We start from the raw sequence: 24,361 nt of genomic DNA on the forward strand, positions 1-24,361 counted from the left end.
TCATCACCTCAGCGGAACAGCGCCGTGGTCGATTGCATCATCTGGTCGGCGGCGCTGATCACCTTGGCGTTCATCTCGTAGGCGCGCTGCGCGGCGATCAGGTCGCTCATTTCCGACACGACGTCGACATTGGCCTGTTCGAGGCTGCCTTGCGTGATCTTGCCGTAACCTTCCGAATTCGCGGTGCCGTCCTGCGGCGTGCCCGACGAGGTCGTCTCGACGAACTGGTTGCTGCCGACCGGCTGCAGGCCCGCCTTGTTGATGAAACGGGTCACACCGATCTGGCCGAGAACGGTGTTGCTCGACGAGCCCGGCAGCGTCACGGTCACCTGGCCCTGCTCGTTGACGGTGATGCCCGAGGCGTTGTTCGGGATCGTGATGGTCGGCTGCACCGGATTGCCGCCCGCGGTGACGACGCGGCCCTGATTGTCCATCTGGAAGGTGCCGTCGCGGGTGTACTGGTAGGTGCCGTCGGGCATCAGGATCTTGAAGAAGCCCTCGCCCGAGATCGCGAGGTCGAGGTCGTTGCCGGTCTGCGACAGCGTGCCTTGCGTCATGCTGCGCGGCGTGCCGACGGTCTTGACGCCGCCGCCGATGTCGACGCCGACAGGCAGGATGGTGCCCTGGTCCGAGGCCTGGGCGCCGACGCGGCGGATGTGCTCGTAGATCAAGTCCTGGAACGCGGCCGTCTGCTTCTTGAAGCCGGTGGTGCGCAGGTTGGCGATGTTGTTGGAGATCACCTGAACGTTCAGTTCCTGTGCCGCCATTCCGGTCGCAGCGGTGTGGAGCGCTTGCATGTCAGTGGTCCCCTAATCAGGCCGGAACGTCGGCGAGCTTTTCGATCGCCGATTTGTGCAGGTCGCTTTGCTGCTGAAGCAGGTTGGCGATTGCGGTGTAGCTGCGCATCACCTCGACCATGCGGCTCATCTCGCCGACCGAGTTCACGTTCGACTTCTCGACGTAGCCCTGCTGCAGGGTGGACTTGCTGTCGGTCTGCTGGTTGGCGGAGCCGGCAGCATAGAGATTGGCGCCGAGCTTGGTCAGCTTGGCCGGATCGTCGAACGACACCATCTTGATCTTGCCGCGGATCGAGTCGACCTTGGCCGTGCCCTCGAGCACCGTCACGGTGCCGTCGGGGGAGACGTTGATGTCGTGGTCGGTCGGCTGGAAGGTGATCGGGCCGCCGGTGCCGAGCACGAGATTGCCGTCGGAGGTCATGAGCTGGCCGGTGCTGCTCAGCGCGAACTTGCCGTCGCGGGTGTAGCGCTCGGCACCATTGGCCTGCACGGCGAAGAACGCGTTGCCGCTGATCGCCATGTCGAGCGGATTTTTGGTCGCCTCCATCGGCCCCTGGCCGACGTCGCGGTAGGTACCGCGGTCCTGCACATAGGAGACCCGGCGATCGGAGCCGACGAAATTGTCTTCATGCGCATTCGAGTTCAGATACTCCTCGAACAGCGAATGGTCGGCCTTGAAGCCGTTGGTGTTAACGTTGGCGACATTGTTGGCGATGACATCCATCTGCCGCTCCAACGTCATCTGCCGTGACAATCCGATCAGAAGCGCATTCTGCATCGGTCAATCTCCCCTCAGGTGAGCCCGGCCATTTCGCTCTCCCAAGCGCCTTGGCCGATCCCGTGAAAGAGGCCGTCAGGTTCTCCCAAACCGTTCGGTCTCGCCTCTCTCTCAGCGAAAGCCGTGCCAACTCGGAAGAATGTGTGATTACAGTCGCTTATGGATTTTGTGGAAGCAAAAGCAGGGGGCAGAAAGGTTCTGTTAGCCATGTTTGCCCGGCAGATTTTTCCTAGCGGAAGCCCAATCGAAAGGTTCCGTTAACCATTATTACCGTAGCGTTTGCTTGTGAGAGGAGCGCTTAGCGCTGGGGCATTTGTATCGCGTCACTGTCTGCCAGGAGGCTTCGCCCTTCCGATCCTTTATGAGATGAGCGAGCCCGGACGATCATGGCAGAGAATGAAGCGGAAGGCGGCGCAGCCGCCGAAGGCGCGGAAGCCGCTGCCCCCAAGAGCAAGTTCAAGCTGATCCTGATTGTCGTCGGCGTGCTGGTCCTGCTCGGCGGCGGGGCCGCGACCTGGTTCCTGTTCTTCCGTCACGGCGCCGAAGAGCATCATGCCGAGGCGGCGCCCCCGCCGAAGCCGCCGGCCTTCGTCGATGTGCCCGACATGATGGTCAACCTCGCCGGTGCGCCCGGCGAGCGCGTGCAATATCTCAAGCTCAAGATCGTGCTCGAGCTGAAGGAAGAGAAGCAGATCGAGGCGATCAAGCCGTCGATGCCGCGCGTCACCGACATCTTCCAGACCTATGTGCGCGAGCTGCGTTCCTCTGACCTCAACGGCTCCGCCGGCATCTTCCGTCTGAAGGAAGAGCTGACCAAGCGCGTCAACGCCGCGGTCGCGCCGATCCAGGTCAGCGCGGTCCTGTTCAAGGAAGTCGTGCTCCAGTGAGGATGCGGAAGGCAACGGGCTAGCGCCATGGCCGGCAACGAGCAAATGGACCAGGATGCGATTGCCGCCCAATGGGAGGCGTCGCTCGATTCCGAGGATCCTGCAGAGGCCGCGAAGGCTGCTGCCGAAAACGAACTCTCGGAGACTATGGCCCTGCAATGGGCGGCCATGGTCGAGGACGGCAGTCGCGACCTCGGCACCGGCAAGAACTCCGGGGAGCGGGTGCTGTCGCAGGAGGAGATCGACAATCTCCTCGGCTTTACCGTCGGTGACGTCACGCTCGACGACCACAGCGGCATCCGCGCGATCATCGATTCGGCAATGGTCTCCTACGAGCGTCTGCCGATGCTCGAAATCGTCTTCGACCGCCTGGTGCGGTTGTTGACGACCTCATTGCGCAATTTCACCTCCGACAACGTCGAAGTCTCGCTCGACCGCATCACCTCGGTGCGCTTCGGCGACTACATGAACTCGATCCCGCTGCCCGCCGTGCTCTCGGTCTTCAAGGCCGAGGAGTGGGAAAACTTCGGCATGGCGACGGTCGATTCCAACCTGATCTACTCGATGATCGACGTGCTGCTCGGCGGCCGCCGCGGTTCCAGCCAGCTGCGCATCGAGGGCCGGCCCTACACCACGATCGAGACCGAACTCGTCAAGCGCCTGGTCGAAGTGGTGCTGGCCGATGCCGAACAGGCATTCCGGCCGCTCTCGCCAGTGACCTTCACGATCGACCGGCTCGAGACCAATCCGCGCTTTGCCGCGATCAGCCGTCCGGCCAACGCCGCGATCCTGGTGCGCCTGCGCATCGACATGGAAGACCGCGGCGGCAACATCGAACTGCTGCTGCCCTACGCGACGATCGAGCCGATCCGGCCCGTCCTGCTCCAGATGTTCATGGGCGAAAAGTTCGGCCGTGATCCGATCTGGGAAGGCCATTTCGCCACCGAGATCGTGCAGGCCGAGATTTCCGTCGATGCCGTACTCTACGAGGCGGACATTCCGCTCAAGCAGTTGATGCGGCTCAAGGTCGGCGACACCCTGCCGCTGGACATGCGCGCGGATGCCAACGTCACCGTGCGCTGCGGCGACGTCACCATCACGGAAGGGCGCATGGGCCGGGTCGGCGAGCGCGTCGCTATCCGCGTGACGAAACCCTTGCGCAAGCCAAGTACGACACTTGCGATGTTCGAGAAGGTGGACGAACAGAATAAGCTGATGGAGGCCCCATGAACCACTCCCTAGGAATGGCGATCGAGACGCTGGTGGCCATCCTGCTGATGCTCACGATCGGCTACTGCATCCTGCTCAACAAGCGGCTGACGCGGCTGAAGGCGGACGAGCACTCGCTGAAGGCGGTGATCGGCGAGCTGATCACGGCGACCGAGATCGCCGAGCGTGCGATCGGCGGGCTCAAGCTTGCGGTGCGCGACGTCAACGAGAATCTCGGCAGCCAGCTGGCCGCCGCCACGCAGATGTCCGATCAGCTCTACAAGCAGCTCGGCGAAGCCGACAACGTGGTGCGCCGTCTTTCCAAGATCGCGATTGCGGCGCGCCCCGTCACGAACCCGGAAGCCGCAGCCGCTCCTGTCGCCAAGCCGTCGCCCGCGAAGGCGGTGGCAGCCGCGGCCGAAGCCTTCTCCGAGCGCCGACGATCCAACGGTCTTGCCGCATAAAGTCAGGGTATGAAGTCCTTTCGTAACATCCGCGTCATTCCGGTCGTCCTGGTTGCGGTCGCAGGTCTCGCCACGCTGAAAGTGGCGGGGCTCGTGATCAATGGCGGCTATGTGTTCGACTACCAGCCGAACAGCGTGAAGAAGTCCTGGGCTCAGGAAAATCTGAACTTCCCTGGGGGTGCAGACCCTGACATCACCGGCTCGACGCACGGGGCGCCGAAGGAAGCACCGAAGCCGGCTGCGCCCGAGACAAAATCCGAGAGCGGCACTCCCGTGAAGATGGACGAGGCCCAGCCGCAGATCTCGGAGTCGGAGCGCGCCATCCTGGAGCGGCTGCAATCGCGCCGTCAGGAAATCGAGGCCCGCCAGCGCGAGATCGACATCCGCGAGAGCCTGTTGAAGTCGGCCGAGAAGCGCATCGAAGGCAAGGTCGAGGAGATGAAGGCGGTGGAATCCCGCATCACCGCGACCCAGGCCGAGCAGAAGGCCGCGGAGGCTCAGCGCTTGAAGGGCCTCGTGACCATGTATGAGGGCATGAAGCCCAAGGACGCCGCGCGGGTGTTCGACCGGCTCGAGATGGGCGTGCTGATCGAGATCGCCTCGGCGATCGCCCCCCGGAAGATGTCCGACATCCTCGGGCTGATGTCGTCGGAAGCTGCCGAGCGGCTGACCGTCGAGATGGCCCGCCGTGCCAATGGGGGCGGGGATCAGGCCGCGTCCGCCGGGGACCTTCCCAAGATCGACGGCAAGCCGACGCAAAAGCCGAATTGAGGGCTCATACTTAAGAAGTCCTTAATTGGCAAAACCTACATTCGAGGGCATGGGCCGGCACCAGTGCCGGCGTGGACCCGTCGAGCCGGAAGAAATGCCGCCAATGGCGCAGGAGGCTGCCGCTGGATTTGTGTCGCGAGCCCGCGCCCTGGCGCTGGGGCTGCCGCGTCATGTCCGCAAGGCCGTCTTGCTGGCCGCCTGCGCGCTGATCGGCCTCAACGCTGTTGCTCACGCGGCTGATCCGATCCGGGGAGAGGCGAGTTTTTCGGCCGCGGGCGGCTTTGCCCGTCTCGTGATCAAGCTCGGCGAGGACATTCCCTCCGAGGTGACGACTGCCGGCTCCATTCTCATCATAAGGTTCGATCGCCCCGTCGACGTTCCCGTCGATCGCGTGCCGGAGGGAGCACCCGACTACGTCAACTCCGCGCGTCGCGACCCCGACGGCGGCGCGATCAGGCTGTCCCTGGCGCGGCGCGTCACGGTCAACACCATGAATGCCGGCGAGCGTACCTTCATCGACCTGCTGCCGGAAGGCTGGAAGGGCCCGCCGCCGAGCCTGCCGATGGACGTGGTGAAGGAACTCGCCGAGCGTGCGCGTGCCGCCGAGCGTGCGCTGCGCGCCCAGCGTGCCGCGGCCGAGAGCAAGAAGCGTCCGCCGATCCGTGTGCGGGCCTCGGTGCAGCCGACCTTCGTGCGCTTCGTGTTCGAGATGCCTGACGGCGTCGGCGTCTCCTCCGTGCTCAACGAGCAGAAGCTGACGCTTGCCTTCAACGCCAATCTCAGCTTCGACCTTGCGGACGCCGTCGTTGCCGCGCCGCCGAACGTCGCGTCGATCAAGCAGAAGGCCGATATCGACACGACCAGCGTCGATATCGCGCTGATCGGCGATTCCGACGTGCACTCGTTCCGCGACGACAAGAATTACGTCGTCGACATTGCTTTCCAGCCCGACAGGGGCAAGACGGCTGCGACGCCGGAGGCCGCGATCGCGAAGGCTGAAGCCGGTGGTCAGGGAGCGCCTCTGGAAAAGCCGGCAGCCAAGCCGAAGGACGCCCATCGCGAGATCACGCCGCCGACCTCGGAGACGATCGCGCGCGAAGCCAAGATCGAGGTGAGGCCAGAGGCCAAGTCGGAAGCAAAGTCGGAAGCAAAGTCGGAAGCAAAGCCGGAAGCGCCCGCGGCAATGCCCGCAGTCGAAGCGCCGAATTCGGCTCCTGCCGCGCACTCAACCGAAGCTCCGCATGTCACGGAAGCGTCCAAAGAGGTCGCGAAGGAAGCCGCGAAGGAGCCTGTCAAGGAAGCGCCCAAAGAAGCGATCAAGGAGGCAGCCAGGGAGCCATCGAAAGAGGCTGCGAAGGAAGCTCCTTCGGAAGCGCCGAAGCCGGCGCCGGTCGAAGCGCAGGCAGCAACGCCGCCCCCTGTCGCCAGCGTCGATGCACGCCGCGACAGCGACGGCCTGCGCGTGACGTTCCCGGTTGCCGTCACATCGCCGGCCGCTGCGTTCCGCCGCGGCGACACGGTGTGGCTGGTGTTCGACTCGCGGAAGCCGATCGATATCGAGGCGATCCGCACCAAGGGCGGCGCGATGATCGGCGATGTCGGCCGCATGCCACTCGACCAGGGGCAGGCGGTGCGCATCCGTCTCACCCGTCCGCTGGTCTATTCGCTGACCAGCGAGGAGGTCGGCAAGGAGACCAATTGGCTGCTCACGCTTGCCGACAAGATCCAGGCGACGCCGTTGCCGCTGACGATGTCGCGCAACATTACCGATCCCGCGCTCGCCAACATCGCCATTCCTTTTGCCAATCCTGGCCAGCTGCACAAGCTCACCGATCCCGATGCCGGCGACATGCTCTACGTCGTCACCGCGCAGCGGCCGGTCCGCGGCTTCATCAAGCGGCAGGATCTCGTCGATCTCTCGCTGCTGGAATCCGCGCACGGCATCGCGATCCGGCCGAACTCCGACGAGGTCGGCGTCGAGGTCGGGGCGGACAAGGTCATTCTCGGCAAGAAGGGCGGCCTGACGTTGTCGCCGGTCGACGTCTCGGCCGAGCGGGCGCCGACTGCGGTGCGGCCGATCTTCAGCCCCGAGAACTGGCGCAAGGGCCAGTCGGAAGATTTCTGGTCGCGTCAGAGCGATCTGATCACGGCAATCTCGGCCGTCGAGCCGGCGCAGCGTTCGCTGCCGCGGCTCGATCTCGCCCAGTTCTACATGTCGCGCGCGATGTATCACGAGGCCAAATCCGTGACCGACGTGATGCTGTCCGATCCCCTCAACAAGGAGGAGAGCAATGCGCTGATCATTCATGCGATCGCGAGCATCCTGATCGGCCGACCGGCCCAGGGCCTGAAGGATCTCGCCAATCCCGTGATCGGCAACAGCCACGATTCCCAGCTCTGGAAGGCGCTTGCCTATGCGCGCCAGGGCAAATGGGCGGACGCCCGCGAAAAATTCAAGAATGTCGAATTCGCCATCGCCTCGCTGCCGCTGGACATCCAGCGCATCGTGACGATGGACGCGATGCGGGCCTCGCTCGAGGTGAAAGACTATGCCGGCGCCTCCAAGCGCCGCGGCGAGATCGAGGTGGTCGGCGTGTCGCCGGAGGCGGCGCCGGGCTTTGCGGTGCTGCGCGGCCGGCTCGCCGAAGCGCTCGGCCACGACAAGGACGCGCTCGACGATTACAAATTGGCGGTCGCCTCGAACGACCGGCAGGCCGCCGCCGAAGCCAAGCAGCTCGAGGTCGCGCTGCGGCAGAAGCGCGACGAGATCAGCAAGGAAGAAGCCCTGCGCGAGCTCGAGACGCTGTCGATGACCTGGCGCGGCGATTCCATTGAGGTCAAGACGCTGCAGATGCTGTCGCAGATGTATGCCGAGGCCGGCCGCTATCGCGACGCGCTCACCGCCGCGCGTACCGCGACCAGGCTGCAGCCGAACGCGGAAGCCTCGCGCCAGGCGCAGGATCTGGCGTCCGATCTCTTCACGCAGATCTTCCTGGGCCCCAAGGGCGACGAGCTGCCGCCGGTCGAGGCGCTCGGGATGTTCTACGAGTTCCGCGAGCTGACGCCGATCGGTCGCCGCGGCGACGAGCTGATCCGCCGCCTGGCCGATCGTCTCGCCTCGATCGATCTGCTCGACCAGGCCGCCGAGCTGCTGCAATACCAGGTCGATCACCGCCTCGAAGGCGCGGCGCGTGCGCAGGTCGCCGCGCGCCTTGCCATGATCTATCTCGCCAATCGCAAGCCTGACATGGCGATCACGGCGCTGCGTGCGAGCCGCATCAGCGACCTCTCGGGCGAGTTGCGCCAGCAGCGCCTGCTGCTGGAAGCGCGCGCGCAGAGCGATGTCGGCCGTCATGATCTCGCGCTCGATATCGTTTCCAATGTCTCGGGACGGGAGGTGCTGCGGCTGCGGTCCGACATCTTCTGGGCGGCGCGGCGCTGGCGCGAGTCCGCCGAGCAGGTCGAGCTGTACTACGGCGAGCGCTTCCGCGACTTCAAGCCGCTCAATACGGTTGAGAAGAGCGACATCATTCGCGCCGCAGTGGGTTACGCGCTCGCCGATGATTCAATCGGCCTGTCTCGCTTCCGCGAGAAGTACGCCCCGCTGATGAGCGAAAGCGCCGACAGGCTCGCCTTCGACATCGCCAGCAAGCCGGCAGCGGCATCAAGCGCCGAGTTTGCCGAGATCGCCAAGCTCGCTGCCAGCGTCGACACGCTCGACGGCTTCCTTCGCGAGATGAAGCAGCGCTTTCCCGACGCCACCGCACGCGCCCCCACCTCGCCGCAGGCCAAGGACGAGACCGAGCACACCGGCTCGCTGCCGTCGATCCCGGTCGTGCGGCAGATCAAGATGACGCGGTAGCAACCCTGCTAGCTCTGGCCTCTCGACAGGCGGCCGCCGAGGCGGCAACCTGTGCCCCTCATGCCGGGAGAGCGTTGATATGAGCAAGCCTGCCAAGACCGAAGCCGAACTCATCGCCATGGCGCGGGCCGAGTTGAAGGTCCATACCGATGGGCCTGACAGCCTCGTCATCTCGATTGTTCGCGACGGCGACAGCTGGGAGTTCCGCGCCGACGCCGACCAGGCGACGCGGGACAAGCCCGGTTTCCCCGAACGCGTCGCCATGCTGGTGCAGATCGGCGATCACCTCAGCAAGCAGTATGATGTGAAGGGGTAGGGGCGCACCCCGTACTCGCGAACCGCGCGAAGCGCGGCCCGAGACTTCGTCCCATTCTCCGTCATTGCGAGCGCGACGAAGCAATCCAGAATCTCTCCGCGGAGGCGGTCTGGATTGCTTCGTCGCGCTCGCAATGACGGGGAGAGGGCGGGGGCTACCGCGGGCATGGGGAGGATGCGCCAGGCCCGCTTACCCCCCGTAACTCTGCACCAGACTCCCCGCCACCAGCGACCAGCCGTCGACCAGCACGAAGAAGATCAGCTTGAACGGCAGCGAGATCGTCGCGGGCGGCAGCATCATCATGCCCATCGACATCAGCACCGAGGCGACGACGAGGTCTATGATCAGGAACGGCAGGAACAGCAGGAAGCCGATCTCGAAGGCGCGCTTCAGCTCGGAGATCATGAAGGCAGGGACGAGAATGCGCAGCGCGAGATCGTCGGGCGTCGCCGGCGGCGGTTCGCCGGAGAGATCGAGAAACAGCTTCAGATCCTTCTCGCGCACGTTCTTCTGCATGAAGCCGCGCAAGGGGACGGAAGCGCGCTGGAGCGCGTCCTCGACGCCGATCTGGTTGGCGACCAGCGGGCGGATGCCGTCGTCGTAGGATTTTTGCAGCACCGGTCCCATCACGAAGAAGGTGAGGAACATCGCCAGCGCCAGGATCACCGAGTTGGGCGGCGCGGTCGCCGTGCCCATCGCGGTACGCAGCAGCGACAGCACGACCACGATGCGCGTGAACGACGTCATCATGATCAGGATCGACGGCGCAATCGACAGCACCGTGAGCAGTGCGATCAGCTGGATCGCGCGCTCGGTGACGCCGCCGCCGCCCTGGCCGCCGAGATTGATGCTGATGTCCTGCGCGTGCGCGGGGGTCACAAGCAAAGTCGTGACGAGCAACGCTGTGGCGAGCAAGGCCGCGGTGGTCAGAACAGAAAGAACAAGAACTCTACGCGGGAGGGACGGCAGCCTCACGAAGACGGCTTCGGACGGCCGAGCAGTGAGGCCATCTCGTCTTCGAGATTTTCAAAGCTGGTCTTTTCCGCGGCCGGCCTGGCCGGCGGCGCCGGGGGTTCGACGCGCGCAGCGCGCTGCGCAGGCGGATCCGGCGCAACCGGCGGCGCGAGGGTCTCGCCGGCGGGACGGCGCAGGGCCGCTTCGAGGCGTTGGGCCATTTCGGCAAGGTTCTGTTCGGCGCTCGACGGCGCGGCGGCGGGCGGCGGAACGGGCGGAGCCTGTGGTGCGGGCGGCGGCGTGGGCGCGCGCTCGGCACGCACCGGCGGCACCTTCGCCGGCTCGCTCTGGCGCGGCGGCCGCGGCATCAGCGGCGGTTCGTTGCGCGCAACACGCGGCGGCATCGGCTCCGGACGAGGCTCGCGCTCGGGACGCGGCGGCATCGGTTCAGGCGAGAAGCCGCCGAGTTGCGGTTCGCTGCGACGCTCGGGGAGAGCGGGTGCCGGCCTGCGGACTTCGTCGGCGAAAGAGGGACGCGCGGGCCGCGGCGGCGGCTCGGGCATCTGCGGCTCCGGATGGTCCAGCACTTCGGGACGAGGGGTTTCGTCGGCCCAGCTGCCGGCATCAGGCATCGGGGCGAGGCGCGGCGGCTCGGCGGCGCTGGAACGTGGCGGAATCTGGTCACGGCCTGCGCCGGCGCGGACGATGTTCGGTTCAACGACGATGTCAGTCGGGCCACCGATCATCAGGAGATGTTCGACATTGTCGCGGCGGACCAGCACCAGGCGCCGGCGGCCATCGACCGCAGCCGCGTCAATCACCGCGAGCCTGGGCATCCTGCCGCGCTGGGTGTTGGCGCCGAGCCGGGTGTTGGCGAATCGGCGGAGCAGCCAAAATACGGCGCCGATCAACGCCAGAACGACGATGAACGCGACGATGAAGGTGATAGGGCTACCGTTCATACCTGTCCCCGGTAAATGGCGCTTCTTCCGTGCCTATGGTCGACGCCGACCACCGGCTTGCGATGCCCCAAACTGCGATTTCTTAACGTCCCGCGGCAAGTTTTGCCGTCCCCAACTCTTAATAACCTATGAATCGCCCGATCCAAAACGACTTCTTGGCCTGTGCACGCGCCGCCAAGCGGTTGGGTTAATGCGGTTTTTGGGGTGCGTAGAATCACGGGGGGGCATTGGATGTCTCAATCGGAAACATGCATTCGCCCCGCCTTAACCACCTGTTAACCATACACGCGGCAAATTCTGCCTAGCTTCGGGCCCCAAGCCTCGCACAAGGGTCCGCAAGAGGCGGAAGGAGCCGCAACGATGTCCATCAACGATCTTCCGGTGCTGTCGGCGCTTCGCACCAAGATGCAGTGGCACCAGGAACGCCAGCGCGTCCTGTCCGAGAACGTCTCCAATTCCGACACCCCCAATTTTCGTCCGCGCGAGCTGGTCGAGCCGAAGTTCGACAAGACCGGAGCGACCACCGGCGCGATGGGGACCCTGGCCATGGCTGTCACCAGCGCCTCGCACATGACGCCCCCGGGGGCGGCCTCGAGCTTCGACCAGAACAGGAACGCGGGTTTCGAGACCCGTCCTGCAGGCAACGCCGTCAATCTCGAAGAAGAGATGATGAAGTCCGCCAACAACCAGATGGACTACGCGGCGGTGACCTCGCTCTATTCGAAGAGCCTGCACCTTCTCAAGACCGCGATCGGCAAGGGCTAGAGCTAAAGGACGCAGACCATGGCGAATGACAGCAGTGACTTTGCCCGCTCGATGGCGATCGCGACCTCGGGGTTGCGGGCGCAGGCCGGGCGCATGCGGGTGATCTCCGAAAACATCGCGAACGCGGACTCGACCTCGGCGAGCGCTGGCGGCGATCCCTACCGCCGCAAGGTGCCGACGTTCTCTTCGGCACTCGACCGGACTCTCGACGCGCAGGTCGTCACGCTCGGCAGGATCAAGCCCGACCAGTCCAATTTTCGCGTCAAATACGAGCCGAGCAATCCGGCGGCGGATGCCTCCGGCAACGTCAAATATCCCAACGTCAACTCGGTGGTCGAGATGACCGACATGCGCGATGCGCAGCGGTCCTACGAGGCCAATGTCAACATCATCAGTGCAACGCGCCGGATGATCCAGCGCACGCTCGACATCCTCAAGGCCTGAACAGGAACCCATAAGCCATGGCAACACCGACAATCGCGGCCAATGCCTACGCCAACCTTGCCCGCGTGCTGGAGAACAGCGGCGCCGGCAAGGGCAGCGAAGCGAGCGGCCAGTCCTTTGCTTCGCTGCTGAAAGACGCTGTCGGCAGCGTCATGGAATCCGGCCGCAAATCGGATGCGCAGACCGTGGCGATGGCCAACGGCAAGGCCAACGTGATGGACGTGGTGACGGCGGTCGCCGACACCGACGTCGCGGTGTCCACGCTGGTCTCTGTCCGCGACCGCGTGATCGCAGCGTATGAAGACATCATGAAGATGCCGATCTGAATGAGGCGGATAGCGAGTAGCGATTGGCGAATGGGGGTGTTCAATTCGCCATTCGCTACTCGCCATTCGCATTTCTTGACGCGTCAGCAACCAAGAGTGAGCAACAAGCAATGACCGGACCCGAGACCCTCGACGTCGCCCGCGATGCGATCTGGACGATCGTGATCGTGTCCTCGCCGCTGATGGTGGTCGGGCTCGTGGTCGGCGTGATCGTGTCGCTGTTCCAGGCGCTGACGCAGATCCAGGAGCAGACGCTGGTCTATGTGCCGAAGATTCTGGCCATCTTTGCCACAATGCTGCTGGCGCTACCCTTCATGGCGGACGCGCTCCACTCGCACATGATGCGGATATCGTCGCGAATCATCGGCGGCTGAGGCACAATGCGCCCACCATGCGCATCGACGTCTCGCTGCTGCCGGCGCTCGCGGCGGCCTTCATGCTCGCCTTCGCCCGGGTCGGCGCGATGGTGATGCTGCTGCCGGGGCTCGGCGAGACCAACATCCCGACGCGGGTGAAGCTGTCGATCGCGCTGCTTCTCACTTTGATCATCCTACCGCTGCATCGGGGCGCCTATCACGTCGACATGGGCTCGCTGGCGCCGATGCTGGTCTTGATGCTGCACGAGATCGTGATCGGCATCGTGCTTGGCGCCACCGCGCGCGTGACGCTCGCGGCCCTGCAGGTCGCAGGCGCCGTCATCGCGCAGCAGATGGGGCTCGGATTCGTCACCTCGGTCGATCCGACACAGGGGCAGCAGGGCGTGCTGGTCGGCAACTTCCTGACCATGCTGGGCGTGACGTTGCTGTTTGCCACCGACAGCCACCATCTGGTGATTGCGGCGCTGAACGACAGCTACGCGATCTTTTCGCCGGGCGAGACCGTCTCCAGCGGCGACGTCGCCTCGCTGGCCACGCGTGCATTTTCAGCGGCATTCCTGCTCGGCCTGCAACTGTCCGGGCCGTTCCTGGTGTTCGGCCTCGTCTTCAACATCGGACTGGGCGTGCTGGCGCGGCTGATGCCGCAGATGCAGGTCTATTTCGTCGGCGTGCCGCTGTCGATCTTCGCGGGCTTCATGGTGCTCGCCGTGGTGCTGACCGCGATGATGGGGACCTATCTCGACTACTTCATCGGCGTCATGCACCAGATGCTTCCGTTGAAATAAGAGCGATCAATGGCGGAAGACAACGATCCGGAAAGTCAAACAGAAGACCCGACACAAAAGCGTCTGGAACAGGCGCTCGAACGCGGCGACGTTGCCAAAAGCCAGGAGATCAACACCTGGTTCATGATCGCGGGCGGCACGCTCGTGGTTTCGACCTTCTCCGGTTCGGTCGGCAGCGGGCTGCTGACGCCGATGCGCAATCTGCTCGCCAACTCCTGGATGATCAAAACCGATCCCGGGAATTTGCTGGCGCTGATGCAGCAGATCGAAGTCGCGGTGCTGGCTGCGGTCGGTGTGCCGCTCTTGATGCTGGTGATCGCGGCGATCGCCGGCAACGTGCTCCAGCACCGGCTGGTGTGGTCGGCTGAATCCCTCACGCCCAAATTCAGCAAGCTGTCGCCGGCGGCCGGCTTCAAGCGCATCTTCGGCAAGCAGGCGGGCGCGAATTTTCTCAAGGGAATAGGCAAGCTCGTCGTGCTCGGCGTGGTCATGACCACGATCCTGTGGCCGGAGCGGCACCGCATGGAGGCGATGGTCAGGCTCGATCCGATGGCCATGCTCGGCGCCAGCACGGGCATGACCGTCCATCTGCTCGGCGCAGTGGTCGCGGCCCTGGCGATCATCGCCATCGGCGACTATTTCTTCCAGTATCGCAGCTGGTTCCAGCGGCAGAAGATGTCGCTCCAGGAGATCAAGGAAGAATTCAAGCAGTCGGAAGGCGACCCCCACATCAAGGGCAAGCTGAGGCAATTGCGGCAACAGCGCTCCAAGAAGCGCATGATGGCAGCGGTTCCCAAGGCCTCGGTGATCATCACCAACCCGACCCACTATTCGGTCGCGCTGTCCTACGAGCGCGGCATGTCGGCGCCGATCTGCGTCGCCAAGGGCGTCGACAACCTCGCTTTCAAGATCCGGGAGATTGCACGCGAGCACGACATCCCGATCGTCGAGAACGTGCCGCTGGCCCGCGCGCTCTATGCGACCGCGGACATCGACAAGGAGATCCCGGTCGAGCACTACCATGCGGTCGCCGAAGTCATCGGCTACGTCATCCGGCTGAAGCGCGGTTTCAGTGCCGCGCGGCAATAAAACCCCGAAAAGTACCGGAAATGGCCGTAAGCTGGGAATCAGCGTACCTTTCGCCCCTGCCGCCCTTGCGTCTGCGGGTCCGATTCAGGCAGGGAGGACCCCACGTGCCCCGTGGCGCGTTGATTCCCTGCCGACAGGCTGCCCTAGCGTGAAATGACCGCCGAAACCGACCACGACCTGTCACGCGAGCCCGTTGCGGCGCATGAGCCGCCGCCGCGCTCGGGCAGCATTGCGCTGGTGCTGCTGGTGGCCACCGGCCTCGTCGCGGTCGCCATCGGTCTGATGACGCTCGGGCGGGCGCAGGCGCAGCCCTATATCCTCGGCATCCTCGCCGTGCTGGCGATGATCGGCCTGTTCAATTTGTTCGCCTTTGCGGCCGGCATCATCCGCTTCGTCGACCGCAATCTCGACGATCCAGTGATGGGACGCATCGCCGATCACGCCTTCGACGGGCTGGCGGTCACCGATCCGCGCGGCCATGTGGTCTATTCCAACGCGGCCTATCTGACGCTGACCGGCGCGTCCGGCCCGCAGGACGTGCGCCCTGTGGAGCGCGTCTTCATCGGCAACCCGGATGTTTCCGAAGCGGTTTTCCGCCTGCTCAAGGCTGCGCGCGAAGGCAAGCGTCAGCAGGAAGAGGTGCGCATTTCCGGCCAGGAGGGCAGCCACGGCCGCTGGCTGCGCATGCGGGTGCGCCCGCTCGGCACCGGAAAGCGCGAGGCCAAATACGCGGTGTGGTCGATCGCCGACATCACCCGCGATCGCGAGCGCCAGGAGGACGTGTTCCAGGAGCTTCAGCACGCGATCGAATATCTTGATCACGCGCCGTGCGGTTTCTTCTCGGTCAATCCTGCCGGCGAGCTCGCTTACGTCAACGCGACGCTCGCGAACTGGCTCGACTACGACCTTGCCGAGATCGGCTCGGGCGGCCTGAAGCTTGCCGACATCGTTTCCGGCGACGGCGCCTCGCTGCTGAGCTCGATCGTGGCGGTGCCGGGCGAGGTGAAGACGGAAGTCTTCGACATCGATCTGCGCATGCGCACCGGCAAGACCATGCCGGTCCGGCTCTATCACAAGCTCGCCTTCGGCGCCGACGGCGCGCCGGGGCCCTCGCGCACGCTGGTCATCAGCCGGGCCCGCGACGAGCGCAGCGATCCCGATCGCGCCGCCGAAGTGCGCTTCATGCGCTTCTTCGACCACACGCCGATGGCGATCGCCACCGTCGATCGCGGCGGCAACGTCGTGCGGGCGAATGCGCGCTACGCCAAGCTCGCGCAGGGCCTCGGGCTGGACAGCGCCTCCAAGTCGATCTTTCGCGCCATCAATGCACGCGACCGCCATCTGGTGATTGCGGCGATCAATCAGGCCGCCGAAGGCCAGGCCGACATCGCGCCGGTCGAGGTCGCGCTGGAAGGCAGCAAGGAGCGCTGGGGTCAGTTCTTCGTCACGCCTGTCGATGCGGCCGAGAATGACGCGGAAGCTGCGATTGTGCACATGCTCGAGACCACCGAGCGGCGCGCGCTGGAGAACCAGATCAACCAGTCGCAGAAGATGGAGACGGTCGGCCAGCTCGCCGGCGGCATCGCACACGACTTCAACAACGTGCTCTCCGCCATCATGATGGCGAACGACTTCCTGCTGAACGCGCACAAGCCGACCGATCCGTCGTTCCAGGACATCATGCAGATCAAGCAGAACGCGACACGTGCTGCGACCCTGGTGCGGCAATTGCTCGCGTTCTCGCGGCGGCAGACGCTGCGGCCGCAGGTGCTCGATCTCGGGGATGCGCTCTCCGATCTCACCATGCTGCTGCGCCGGCTGATCGGCGAGAAGGTCAAGCTCGATCTGATCCATGGCCGTGACCTCTGGCCGGTCAAGGTCGACGTCTCCCAGTTCGAGCAGGTCATCGTCAATCTTGCGGTGAATGCGCGCGACGCGATGCCCGATGGCGGCAAGCTGATCATCCGCACTGCCAATGTCGCGACCGAGGAGGCAGGCAAGCTCGCTTACAAGGGCATGCCGGCGGCGGACTATGTGCGGATCGAGATCGCCGATACCGGCACCGGCATTCCCGCTGATATCAGGGACAAGATTTTCGAGCCGTTCTTCTCGACCAAGGAGGTCGGCAAGGGCACCGGCCTTGGTCTCTCGACCGTCTACGGCATCGTCAAGCAGACCGGCGGCTTCATCTACGTCGATTCCGAACCGGGGCAGGGCACGTCCTTCCACATCTTCCTGCCGCGCCATCAGGCTGAGACGGACGTGCAGGTCGAGCAGCCTGCGGCTGCGGCCGCCGCGACGAACGGCACCGCGAAGGACGCCGCGCCAGCCGCGGCGGAGGCAAAGCCGCGCACCGATCTCACGGGGCAGGGCACCATCCTGCTGGTCGAGGACGAAGAGGGCCTGCGTGCGCTCAACGCCCGCGGCCTGCGCTCGCGCGGCTACACTGTCGTCGAGGCCGAAAACGGCGTCGAGGCGATGGAAATGCTGGAAGAGCAGGGCGGCGCGATCGATCTCGTCGTGTCCGACGTCGTGATGCCGGAGATGGACGGGCCGACGCTGCTCAAGGCGATGCGGGAGAAGAACCCGGACATCCGCTTCATCTTCGTCTCGGGCTATGCCGAAGACGCCTTCGAGAAGAGCCTGCCCGAGGGCCAGCAGTTCGACTTCCTGCCAAAGCCGTTCACGCTCACCCAGCTCGTCGCGGCGGTCAAGGAGACGATGGCGAAGCCGGGGTGAGGCACAAAGGACGGAGGCGCCTTGTACGGGGACGGTGCCTCCCGCCAAATCGCCGGTAACTGGCGACCACAGTTCCCCGCATCCCCGGCTAACCCCCGATAAATATGGGCTTTTGCCACATCCCCGCGACCGAGGGCCGCAGCCGGGGGTTCCGAAACCGGCTTCCTTTTTGTAGAAGGCTGCCCATCTTACTGGCACGTCCCCATGCCGGGGATTTGGGAAACGAACATGACTATCTCGCAATGGTCCCGCAGTCTCGTGAAGACGATTGCCGTGGTTCTGGCGCTTGCGCTGCCGACGGCGCTCGCCATCTCGTCCGCTGACGCCCGCGTCGGCGGCGGCTTTTCGTCGGGTTCGCGCGGTTCGCGGACGTTCACGGCCCCACCGTCGACCACGACCGCACCGGGCTCGACCTCGCAATTCAACCGCACGTTCACCCAGCCTGGCGCCGGCATGAACACGGCTGCGCCTTCGCGCGGCGGTCTGTTCGGTCGCGGTGGTGGCTTCCTCGGCGGTCTTGCTGCCGGCTTCCTTGGCGCGGGCCTTCTTGGCATGCTGTTCGGCGGTGGCCTGTTCGGCGGCCTCGGCGGCCTGTCGTCGATCCTGGGTCTGGTCATCCAGATCGTGCTCGTCGTGTTCGTGGTGCGGTTGGCGATGTCCTGGTGGCAGCGCCGGAATTCGCCGCGGGCCGCTTATGCCGGCGCTGACGCAGGTTCAGGGCCGCAGACGAGCTATCGCAGCGGCCTTGGTGGCGGTCTTGGTTCTGGTCTGGGCGGCGGCTTCGGCTTCGGCGCCAATAGTGCGCCGCTCGAGATCAAGCCTGACGACTACGAGGCGTTCGAGCGTCTGCTCGGCGACATCCAGAATGCTTGGTCGAACGAGGACGTTGCCAAGCTGCACACGCTCGCGACGCCGGAGATGGTCTCCTATTTCGAGAAGGATCTCGCCGAGAACCGCGCGCGCAATGCGGTCAACAAGGTGACCAACGTCAAGCTGTTGCAGGGCGACCTTGCCGAAGCCTGGCGCGAAGGCGCGACCGACTACGCGACGGTGGCGATGCGCTTCGCTCTCACCGACAAGACGGTCGATCGCACCACCGGTGCGATCATCGCCGGCAGTGAGCAGCCGAGCGAGGTCACCGAAGTCTGGACCTTCGCGCGCCGCCCGGGCAGCCCCTGGGAATTGTCGGCGATCCAGCAGACCAACTGATCGCCCGTCATGGCGAAAAACGAGGGCGCCGTGCTTCGGCACGGCGCCCTTTTTTTCTTTTGAGCCTCTCGCGTCACGACATTGGAATAAGCAGGCCCGCCTCGGGTTCACATCAGGCGGCTAATGAGAAACACAACTGGGAGGACAGGATGACCCGCATCGAGATATCCGTGACGATGTCAGGCCTCGCGCTCGCGATGGCCTTTTTTGCAGCGCCGTCGGCACTTGCGCAGTCACCCGACATGACGTTCTTCGTGACCTCCAGCGGCCCGGGCAAGGGCGCCGATCTCGGTGGTCTCAGTGGAGCCGATGCGCACTGCCAGAAGCTGGCACAGGCTGCGGGCGCCGGAACCAAGACCTGGCATGCCTATCTATCCACGCAGGCCGCCGACGGTAAGCCGGCGGTCAACGCGCGCGACCGCATCGGCAGAGGTCCGTGGCAAAATGCAAAGGGCGTCGTGATCGCCAAGGACGTCGCTGAACTGCACAGCGCCAACAAGATCAACAAGGATAATTCGCTGACCGAGAAGGGCGAGGTGGTGAACGGCTATGGCGACCAGCCCAACCGTCACGACATCCTCACGGGATCGCAGCCTGACGGCACGGCGTTCGCAGGTGCCGATGACCGCACCTGCAAGAACTGGACGTCGAGCACGCAAGGCGCGGCGATGCTCGGCCATTCCGACCTCAACGGCCCGGCGAGCAACCCGACGGCGAAGTCATGGAACGCCGCGCATCCCTCGCGCGGCCCGGATGGCGGCTGTTCGCAGGCCGATCTGAAGAGCACCGGCGGCGACGGGCTGCTGTATTGTTTTGCGGTGAATTGAGGCGCTGAGCTCTCTCCTCCGTCGTTGCGCGCGCAACGACGGAGTGTCCAGGTCGCCGGCTCCGTCTCATCCTGTCGGAACCTTCGACCGCATGCTAGATTGGGTCCGTCGTTCCCACGCTCACGGACCGCTCCCATGAAATACGAGCTCTATTACTGGCCCGAGATCCAGGGCCGCGGCGAATATGTGCGGCTGGCGTTGGAGGAGGCGGCGGCGAGTTACGACGACGTCGCGCGCGGACCGCGTGGCTCGGCTGCGATGATGAAGATGATGGAGGCGCATATGGGCACGCCGCCTTTCGCGCCGCCGTTTTTGAAAGCGGGCAAGCTTGTGATCGGCCAGACCGCCAACATCCTGCTCTATCTCGGCGCGCGACACGCCCTCGCGCCGAAGACGGAAGCGGGCAAACTCTGGGTGCACCAGCTCCAGCTCACCATCACCGATCTCGTGCTGGAGATTCACGACACCCATCATCCGCTCGGGCCCTCGCTCTATTATGAGGACCAGAAACCGGCGGCGAAGAAACGTACGGCCGAGTTCTGGGACGAACGCGTGCCGAAATATCTCGGCTATTTCGAGCAGCTCCTCGACGACAATGGTGGCGTCTATGTCACCGGTCGTCGTCTCACTTACGTCGACCTCTCCCTGTTCCAGATCGTCGACGGGCTGCGCTACGCCTTCCCCAAGCGGATGAAGGCGTTCGAGACAAATGTCCCAGGTCTCGTCGGCCTGTATGACCGCGTCGCCGCACGGCCGAACATCAAGGCCTATCTTGCAAGCGAACGCCGCATTCCGTTCAACGAGCAGGGCATTTTTCGGCGCTATCGCGAACTGGACGCGTGAAACACCACGAGGCCCGATCAACCCGACAGGACGATCCTCGCGGTGCAGGGCGGATCAGGCGAGCTGATCGATCCGCGTGCCTTGGCCAGGCGGCAGCGGCGCGGGCGGCGTCGGCTGATAGGTCGGGTCGGTGTCCTTGGTCTTGGTCTGGTCTTCCGGCTGCTTGGTCGCTTCGTAGCTCGGGACCACGACCGTCACAGGCGGCGGCGCAACACTTGAAACGCTCATTCACATATCCTCACAGATTGAAACAATTGACCTTGCCCCGGAGCGGACGAAAGGTCCGTCAAGCCAATTGTTAAAATGCAAGGGATCTGGTGGCAGTGGAGGACATTTTTTTCGATATACAGATGCGATCGAGAAAGGAGATCTCTCTCCCCGTCATTGCGAGCGCAGCGAAGCAATCCAGAATCCCTCCTCGGAAAGACCCTGGATTGCTTCGCTGCGCTCGCAATGACGGAATGTGTGGCGGGCGGCCCGGCCTACTCGTCCTTCGGCCGCGTGATCGTGATCGCGGCTTCCGTCTTTGTCCGCGTGCATTCCATGTTGAGGCGCTTGTAGCGCATCGTGATCTTGTCGCCGCGGAGCAGGCCCATCCGCTTCAGGCAACGCGTCGCGCCGGTGGTGGTGTCGTCCTTCGGCAGCGTAAAGGTGATGGCCGAGGCCGACGCGACCAGATCAAAAAACTTCGGCGTCGGCTTGCGGTCGCCCTTGGCATAGAGCTCGTTGGAATAGGCCAGTCCCTGCGCGCTGCAGCCGAGCGACAGCTCCTTCGCCGCCGGATGGGTGAGGTAGATGATGTTGGCGGCCTTGAAGTTGACCTTCAGCCCGTCGATGCCGCCTGCGAGCTGCTTGGCGATATCGTCGCACTGATCCGCGCGGACAGGCGCGGCGAGGGTCACAAGGCCGACGATTGCGGCGGCGACAGCAATCGCGCCGCGGAAGTGTACTTTGAAAATCATGATGAATAGCCCCTGATGGCGTGCATTCAACCGTTGCCGCGCGCGAAGCGCAAGGGGTGCAACCCTGCTTCATTGGGTACGGCCGCGACCACCGGCTGATCGAAGGAGGGGACGGCAAAATGGGCGCCGAGCGGCCGAATCGGGATGCCCCGGCCGCGCCGGAACGCCTTCCCTTTGCGGCAAAAAAGCTTAGAACGCTTCTATGCTTAGAGGCCCGCAAGGGCTGTAAAACCCGAGATCGCCCCATGAACGCTCCCACCGCTTTCCCCGACCCCGCAAAGCCCGTTCCGCCTTACAAGCACACCCCGCTCTTCCCGCTGGGCAAGGACGAGACGCCCTACAAGAAGATTTCGTCCGAGGGTATCAGGGTCGAGAAGGTCTTGGGCAAGGACATGCTGGTGGTGTCGCGCGAGGCGCTGCGGGCGCTGTCGGAGGCAGCTTTTGGCGACATCAATCATTATCTGCGTCCCGGCCATCTGAAGCAGCTCCGTGCGATCCTGGAGGACGGCGAGGCGAGCCCGAACGACAAATTCGTCGCGCTGGACTTCTTGAAGAACGCCAATATCGCGGCCGGCGGCGTGCTGCCGATGTGCCAGGACACCGGCACCGCCATCATCATGGGCAAGAAGGGCTGCAACGTCATCACCGACGGTGACGACGAGGCGGCGCTGTCGGAAGGTGCGCGCGATGCTTATCTGCGCCGCAATCTGCGCTACTCGCAGGTCGCGCCGCTCTCCATGTACGAGGAGAAGAACACCGCCAACAACATGCCGGCGCAGTGCGAGATCTACGCCGAGGGCGATGACGCCTACAAGTTCATGTTCATGGCGAAGGGCGGCGGAAGCGCCAACAAGAGCTTCCTGTTCCAGGCGACGCCCTCCGTTCTGACCAGGGACCGGCTGCTCGCGTTCCTGAAGGAAAAGATCCTCACCCTCGGCACCGCGGCGTGCCCGCCCTATCACCTCGCCATCGTGATCGGCGGCACGTCGGCCGAGCTCTGCATGAAGACGGTGAAGCTCGCCTCCGCCCGCTACCTCGATGCGCTTCCGACCCACGGCTCGCCCGACGGCAACGCCTTCCGCGACGTCGAGATGGAGAAGGAAATCCACAAGATGACGCAGTCGCTCGGCGTCGGCGCGCAGTTCGGCGGCAAGTATTTCTGCCACGACGTCCGCGTGATCCGCATGCCGCGCCACGGCGCCTCGTTGCCGATCGGGCTCGGCGTGTCGTGCTCGGCCGACCGCCAGGTGCTCGGCAAGATCACCAAGGACGGCGTCTATCTCGAGGAGCTCGAGCACAACCCGGCGCAATATCTGCCGGAGGTCGAAGAGGCGCTCGGCGGCGAGGTCGTCAAGATCGACCTCAACCAGCCGATGAAGGACATCCTGGCGACCTTCTCGAAGCATCCGATCAAGACCCGCGTCTCGATGACCGGCACCATGATCGTCGCGCGCGACAGCGCGCACGCCAAGCTGCGCGAGCGGCTGGAGAAGGGCGAGCCGCTGCCGGATTATTTCAAGAACCATCCGGTCTATTACGCCGGTCCCGCCAAGACGCCCGAGGGCTACGCCTCCGGCGCGTTCGGTCCGACCACGGCGGGCCGCATGGACTCGTTCGTCGACCAGTTCCAGGCCGCCGGTGGTTCGATGGTGATGGTGGCGAAGGGCAATCGCGCGCCTGCCGTGCGCGAGGCCTGCAAGAAGTACGGCGGCTTCTATCTCGGCTCGATCGGCGGTGCGGCGGCGAACCTCGCCGAGCACTGCATCAAGAAGGTCGAGGTGCTCGAATATCCCGAGCTCGGGATGGAGGCGATCTGGCGCATCGAAGTCGTCGACTTCCCGGCCTTCATCATCATCGACGACAAGGGCAACGACTTCTTCAAGGAATTGAATCTGGGCTGAGGCCTGCTCCGATGCCGTCATTCCGGGGCGCGCCGCTTGGCGCGAACCCGGTATTCATCGGGCCTCAATTCTTGCGGGAAAATGGATTCCGGGCCTGCGTGCTGCGCACGCATCCCGGAATGACGGAGTAGCCTTACGCCCTTGTGCCCGTGAACGGGAAGCTGCCCATCGGGCCGATGCCCATCTCGCCGCTCATGCTGTCGCCGGAGACCTTTCCGATGAACTCGAGCGTCAACGGCATCGGATTGGTAATGGACACCTTCCAGTTGACGGCATCGCCGCTGACGGTGCCGTCAAATATCTCGGCGGTATTGCCTTCTGCGCCCTGCGTGCCCGTGAGGGTACCGCCCGCGGCCTTGAGGCTCAGCGTCGCCTGGCGCTCGCCCATCGGCGTCGTCATGGTCAGATTCCAGTTGCCGTCCACGGCCATTCGCGTCTCCCGAACAATGTTCCGGCGGGCTGCGACGATCCGCAGCCAGTCCTGGGCCGAGCCTATAGCGCAACTTGAAGCCGCTGCCTAACGCCCCCTTGGGCGGCCTCAGGCGCGGGCTGCGGCACGCCGGCGGCTGGTGACGACGAGCCTGAACACCACGTATTGCACGGCAAAGGCCAAAACCTTGGCGCCGCCCGCGACCGCTGAGATGTAGAACGCCCACAGCTTCAGATCGCCGGTGGAGGCGACCGCGATCGTGCCGGCACCGAGTGCGAACATCAGCGCAGCCCAGGCATAGCCCGCGGCGGTGACGTATTCCGGCGCGGTCTCGACCACCATCGCCGGCATGTAGCGCAGCATCCAGCCGCGCTTGAGCATGATCGTCCCGATCGCGAAATGCGCGATCGCGGGCTTTGCCATCACGAAGCGCGGATCCTGGGTGAGGATGGTAACGGTGCCGAGCACAATGACGAGCCCGAGGCTCGCATAGGTCATGTAGCCGAGCTCGCGCCCCTTGACGCGCGCGTAAATCACCTGCGCGATCGCACCGGCAATGGCCACCGACGTCGCCAGGATGACGTTGTCGGTGATCAGATAGACGACCAGGAAGACGATGGCGGAGAGGAAGTCGGAGGCGAGGCGGGCGAATACGTCCTTCATT

At 64.6% G+C, this 24,361-nt stretch carries 25 protein-coding genes; 17 read left to right on the forward strand and 8 right to left on the reverse strand.

Features of this window, described 5'->3' with window-relative positions; translation table 11 throughout:
* Positions 1 to 8: 8 nt before the first annotated feature.
* Both flgG and flgF read right to left on the reverse strand, forming a co-directional pair.
* The gene (gene flgG / locus JQ621_RS32300; RefSeq protein WP_212241008.1) at positions 9 to 797 is read right to left on the reverse strand and encodes a flagellar basal-body rod protein FlgG; all 789 of its coding nucleotides are present in this window, start codon (positions 795 to 797) and stop codon (positions 9 to 11) included.
* A gap of 16 nt (positions 798 to 813) precedes the next feature.
* On the reverse strand, positions 814 to 1,575 hold the full coding sequence (gene flgF, locus JQ621_RS32305) for a flagellar basal-body rod protein FlgF (protein ID WP_212241009.1): 762 nt from the start codon (positions 1,573 to 1,575) through the stop codon (positions 814 to 816).
* Positions 1,576 to 1,961: 386 nt separating this feature from the next.
* Here flgF and fliL point away from each other — a divergent pair, with 386 nt between their 5' ends.
* From fliL to JQ621_RS32335, 6 genes are all read left to right on the forward strand, one after another.
* Positions 1,962 to 2,462: a flagellar basal body-associated protein FliL gene (fliL, locus tag JQ621_RS32310; RefSeq protein ID WP_212241010.1), complete on the forward strand. Its 501-nt coding sequence runs from the start codon at positions 1,962 to 1,964 to the stop codon at positions 2,460 to 2,462.
* A gap of 27 nt (positions 2,463 to 2,489) precedes the next feature.
* On the forward strand, positions 2,490 to 3,692 hold the full coding sequence (gene fliM, locus JQ621_RS32315) for a flagellar motor switch protein FliM (RefSeq protein WP_212241011.1): 1,203 nt from the start codon (positions 2,490 to 2,492) through the stop codon (positions 3,690 to 3,692).
* Complete coding sequence (locus tag JQ621_RS32320) at positions 3,689 to 4,135, forward strand: DUF6468 domain-containing protein (protein WP_212241013.1); 447 nt, start codon at positions 3,689 to 3,691, stop codon at positions 4,133 to 4,135. The genes fliM and JQ621_RS32320 overlap by 4 nt, the downstream gene beginning before the upstream one ends.
* A gap of 9 nt (positions 4,136 to 4,144) precedes the next feature.
* Complete coding sequence (locus tag JQ621_RS32325) at positions 4,145 to 4,906, forward strand: MotE family protein (protein WP_212241015.1); 762 nt, start codon at positions 4,145 to 4,147, stop codon at positions 4,904 to 4,906.
* Positions 4,907 to 5,009: 103 nt separating this feature from the next.
* Positions 5,010 to 8,768 (forward strand): tetratricopeptide repeat protein, encoded by a 3,759-nt coding sequence (locus JQ621_RS32330; RefSeq protein ID WP_212241089.1) that lies wholly within the window; start codon positions 5,010 to 5,012, stop codon positions 8,766 to 8,768.
* A gap of 79 nt (positions 8,769 to 8,847) precedes the next feature.
* Complete coding sequence (locus JQ621_RS32335; protein ID WP_212241017.1) at positions 8,848 to 9,084, forward strand: hypothetical protein; 237 nt, start codon at positions 8,848 to 8,850, stop codon at positions 9,082 to 9,084.
* Positions 9,085 to 9,273: 189 nt separating this feature from the next.
* Here the strand turns inward: JQ621_RS32335 and fliP are convergent, their stop codons facing one another.
* Positions 9,274 to 10,059 carry a flagellar type III secretion system pore protein FliP gene (fliP, locus tag JQ621_RS32340; protein ID WP_212241019.1) on the reverse strand — a complete coding sequence of 262 codons (786 nt, stop codon included), beginning with the start codon at positions 10,057 to 10,059 and terminating at the stop codon, positions 9,274 to 9,276.
* Complete coding sequence (locus tag JQ621_RS32345; protein ID WP_212241020.1) at positions 10,056 to 11,000, reverse strand: flagellar biosynthetic protein FliO; 945 nt, start codon at positions 10,998 to 11,000, stop codon at positions 10,056 to 10,058. The genes fliP and JQ621_RS32345 overlap by 4 nt, the downstream gene beginning before the upstream one ends.
* Positions 11,001 to 11,360: 360 nt before the next feature.
* On the opposite strand from JQ621_RS32345, the gene flgB reads away from it, so the two are divergent.
* From flgB to JQ621_RS32395, 10 genes are all read left to right on the forward strand, one after another.
* Positions 11,361 to 11,765: a flagellar basal body rod protein FlgB gene (flgB, locus tag JQ621_RS32350; protein ID WP_212241021.1), complete on the forward strand. Its 405-nt coding sequence runs from the start codon at positions 11,361 to 11,363 to the stop codon at positions 11,763 to 11,765.
* 18 nt (positions 11,766 to 11,783) lie between these two features.
* Positions 11,784 to 12,209: a flagellar basal body rod protein FlgC gene (flgC, locus tag JQ621_RS32355; RefSeq protein ID WP_212241022.1), complete on the forward strand. Its 426-nt coding sequence runs from the start codon at positions 11,784 to 11,786 to the stop codon at positions 12,207 to 12,209.
* A 17-nt stretch (positions 12,210 to 12,226) separates the two neighbouring features.
* Entirely contained in the window at positions 12,227 to 12,535 is a 309-nt protein-coding gene (gene fliE / locus JQ621_RS32360; protein WP_212241023.1) for a flagellar hook-basal body complex protein FliE, read from the forward strand.
* A 110-nt stretch (positions 12,536 to 12,645) separates the two neighbouring features.
* Complete coding sequence (gene fliQ / locus JQ621_RS32365) at positions 12,646 to 12,909, forward strand: flagellar biosynthesis protein FliQ (RefSeq protein WP_212241024.1); 264 nt, start codon at positions 12,646 to 12,648, stop codon at positions 12,907 to 12,909.
* Positions 12,910 to 12,926: 17 nt separating this feature from the next.
* On the forward strand, positions 12,927 to 13,697 hold the full coding sequence (fliR, locus tag JQ621_RS32370; RefSeq protein ID WP_212241026.1) for a flagellar biosynthetic protein FliR: 771 nt from the start codon (positions 12,927 to 12,929) through the stop codon (positions 13,695 to 13,697).
* Positions 13,698 to 13,706: 9 nt separating this feature from the next.
* Complete coding sequence (flhB, locus tag JQ621_RS32375; RefSeq protein WP_212241028.1) at positions 13,707 to 14,786, forward strand: flagellar biosynthesis protein FlhB; 1,080 nt, start codon at positions 13,707 to 13,709, stop codon at positions 14,784 to 14,786.
* Positions 14,787 to 14,939: 153 nt separating this feature from the next.
* Positions 14,940 to 17,525 carry a cell cycle histidine kinase CckA gene (cckA, locus tag JQ621_RS32380; RefSeq protein WP_212241030.1) on the forward strand — a complete coding sequence of 862 codons (2,586 nt, stop codon included), beginning with the start codon at positions 14,940 to 14,942 and terminating at the stop codon, positions 17,523 to 17,525.
* A 204-nt stretch (positions 17,526 to 17,729) separates the two neighbouring features.
* On the forward strand, positions 17,730 to 18,734 hold the full coding sequence (locus JQ621_RS32385) for a Tim44 domain-containing protein (RefSeq protein WP_212241032.1): 1,005 nt from the start codon (positions 17,730 to 17,732) through the stop codon (positions 18,732 to 18,734).
* 149 nt (positions 18,735 to 18,883) lie between these two features.
* On the forward strand, positions 18,884 to 19,561 hold the full coding sequence (locus JQ621_RS32390) for a lectin (RefSeq protein WP_212241034.1): 678 nt from the start codon (positions 18,884 to 18,886) through the stop codon (positions 19,559 to 19,561).
* Positions 19,562 to 19,696: 135 nt separating this feature from the next.
* Positions 19,697 to 20,404, forward strand: a complete 708-nt coding sequence (locus tag JQ621_RS32395) for a glutathione S-transferase (protein ID WP_212241036.1) — start codon at positions 19,697 to 19,699, stop codon at positions 20,402 to 20,404.
* Between the two features lie 54 nt (positions 20,405 to 20,458).
* On the opposite strand, the gene JQ621_RS32400 is transcribed toward JQ621_RS32395, so the two are convergent.
* Positions 20,459 to 20,632 carry a hypothetical protein gene (locus JQ621_RS32400; protein WP_212241037.1) on the reverse strand — a complete coding sequence of 58 codons (174 nt, stop codon included), beginning with the start codon at positions 20,630 to 20,632 and terminating at the stop codon, positions 20,459 to 20,461.
* A gap of 254 nt (positions 20,633 to 20,886) precedes the next feature.
* A complete protein-coding gene (locus JQ621_RS32405) occupies positions 20,887 to 21,366 on the reverse strand; it encodes a hypothetical protein (RefSeq protein ID WP_212241038.1) in 480 nt (159 codons plus the stop codon).
* A gap of 245 nt (positions 21,367 to 21,611) precedes the next feature.
* On the opposite strand from JQ621_RS32405, the gene JQ621_RS32410 reads away from it, so the two are divergent.
* Entirely contained in the window at positions 21,612 to 23,267 is a 1,656-nt protein-coding gene (locus JQ621_RS32410; RefSeq protein WP_212241039.1) for a fumarate hydratase, read from the forward strand.
* A gap of 133 nt (positions 23,268 to 23,400) precedes the next feature.
* Here the strand turns inward: JQ621_RS32410 and JQ621_RS32415 are convergent, their stop codons facing one another.
* Both JQ621_RS32415 and JQ621_RS32420 read right to left on the reverse strand, forming a co-directional pair.
* The gene (locus JQ621_RS32415; RefSeq protein ID WP_212241040.1) at positions 23,401 to 23,697 is read right to left on the reverse strand and encodes a hypothetical protein; all 297 of its coding nucleotides are present in this window, start codon (positions 23,695 to 23,697) and stop codon (positions 23,401 to 23,403) included.
* A gap of 108 nt (positions 23,698 to 23,805) precedes the next feature.
* Complete coding sequence (locus JQ621_RS32420) at positions 23,806 to 24,360, reverse strand: inner membrane-spanning protein YciB (protein WP_212241041.1); 555 nt, start codon at positions 24,358 to 24,360, stop codon at positions 23,806 to 23,808.
* Position 24,361: the final 1 nt, after the last annotated feature.

This window comes from Bradyrhizobium manausense (genome assembly GCF_018129685.1).
In the GTDB taxonomy this organism is placed as follows: domain Bacteria; phylum Pseudomonadota; class Alphaproteobacteria; order Rhizobiales; family Xanthobacteraceae; genus Bradyrhizobium; species Bradyrhizobium manausense_D.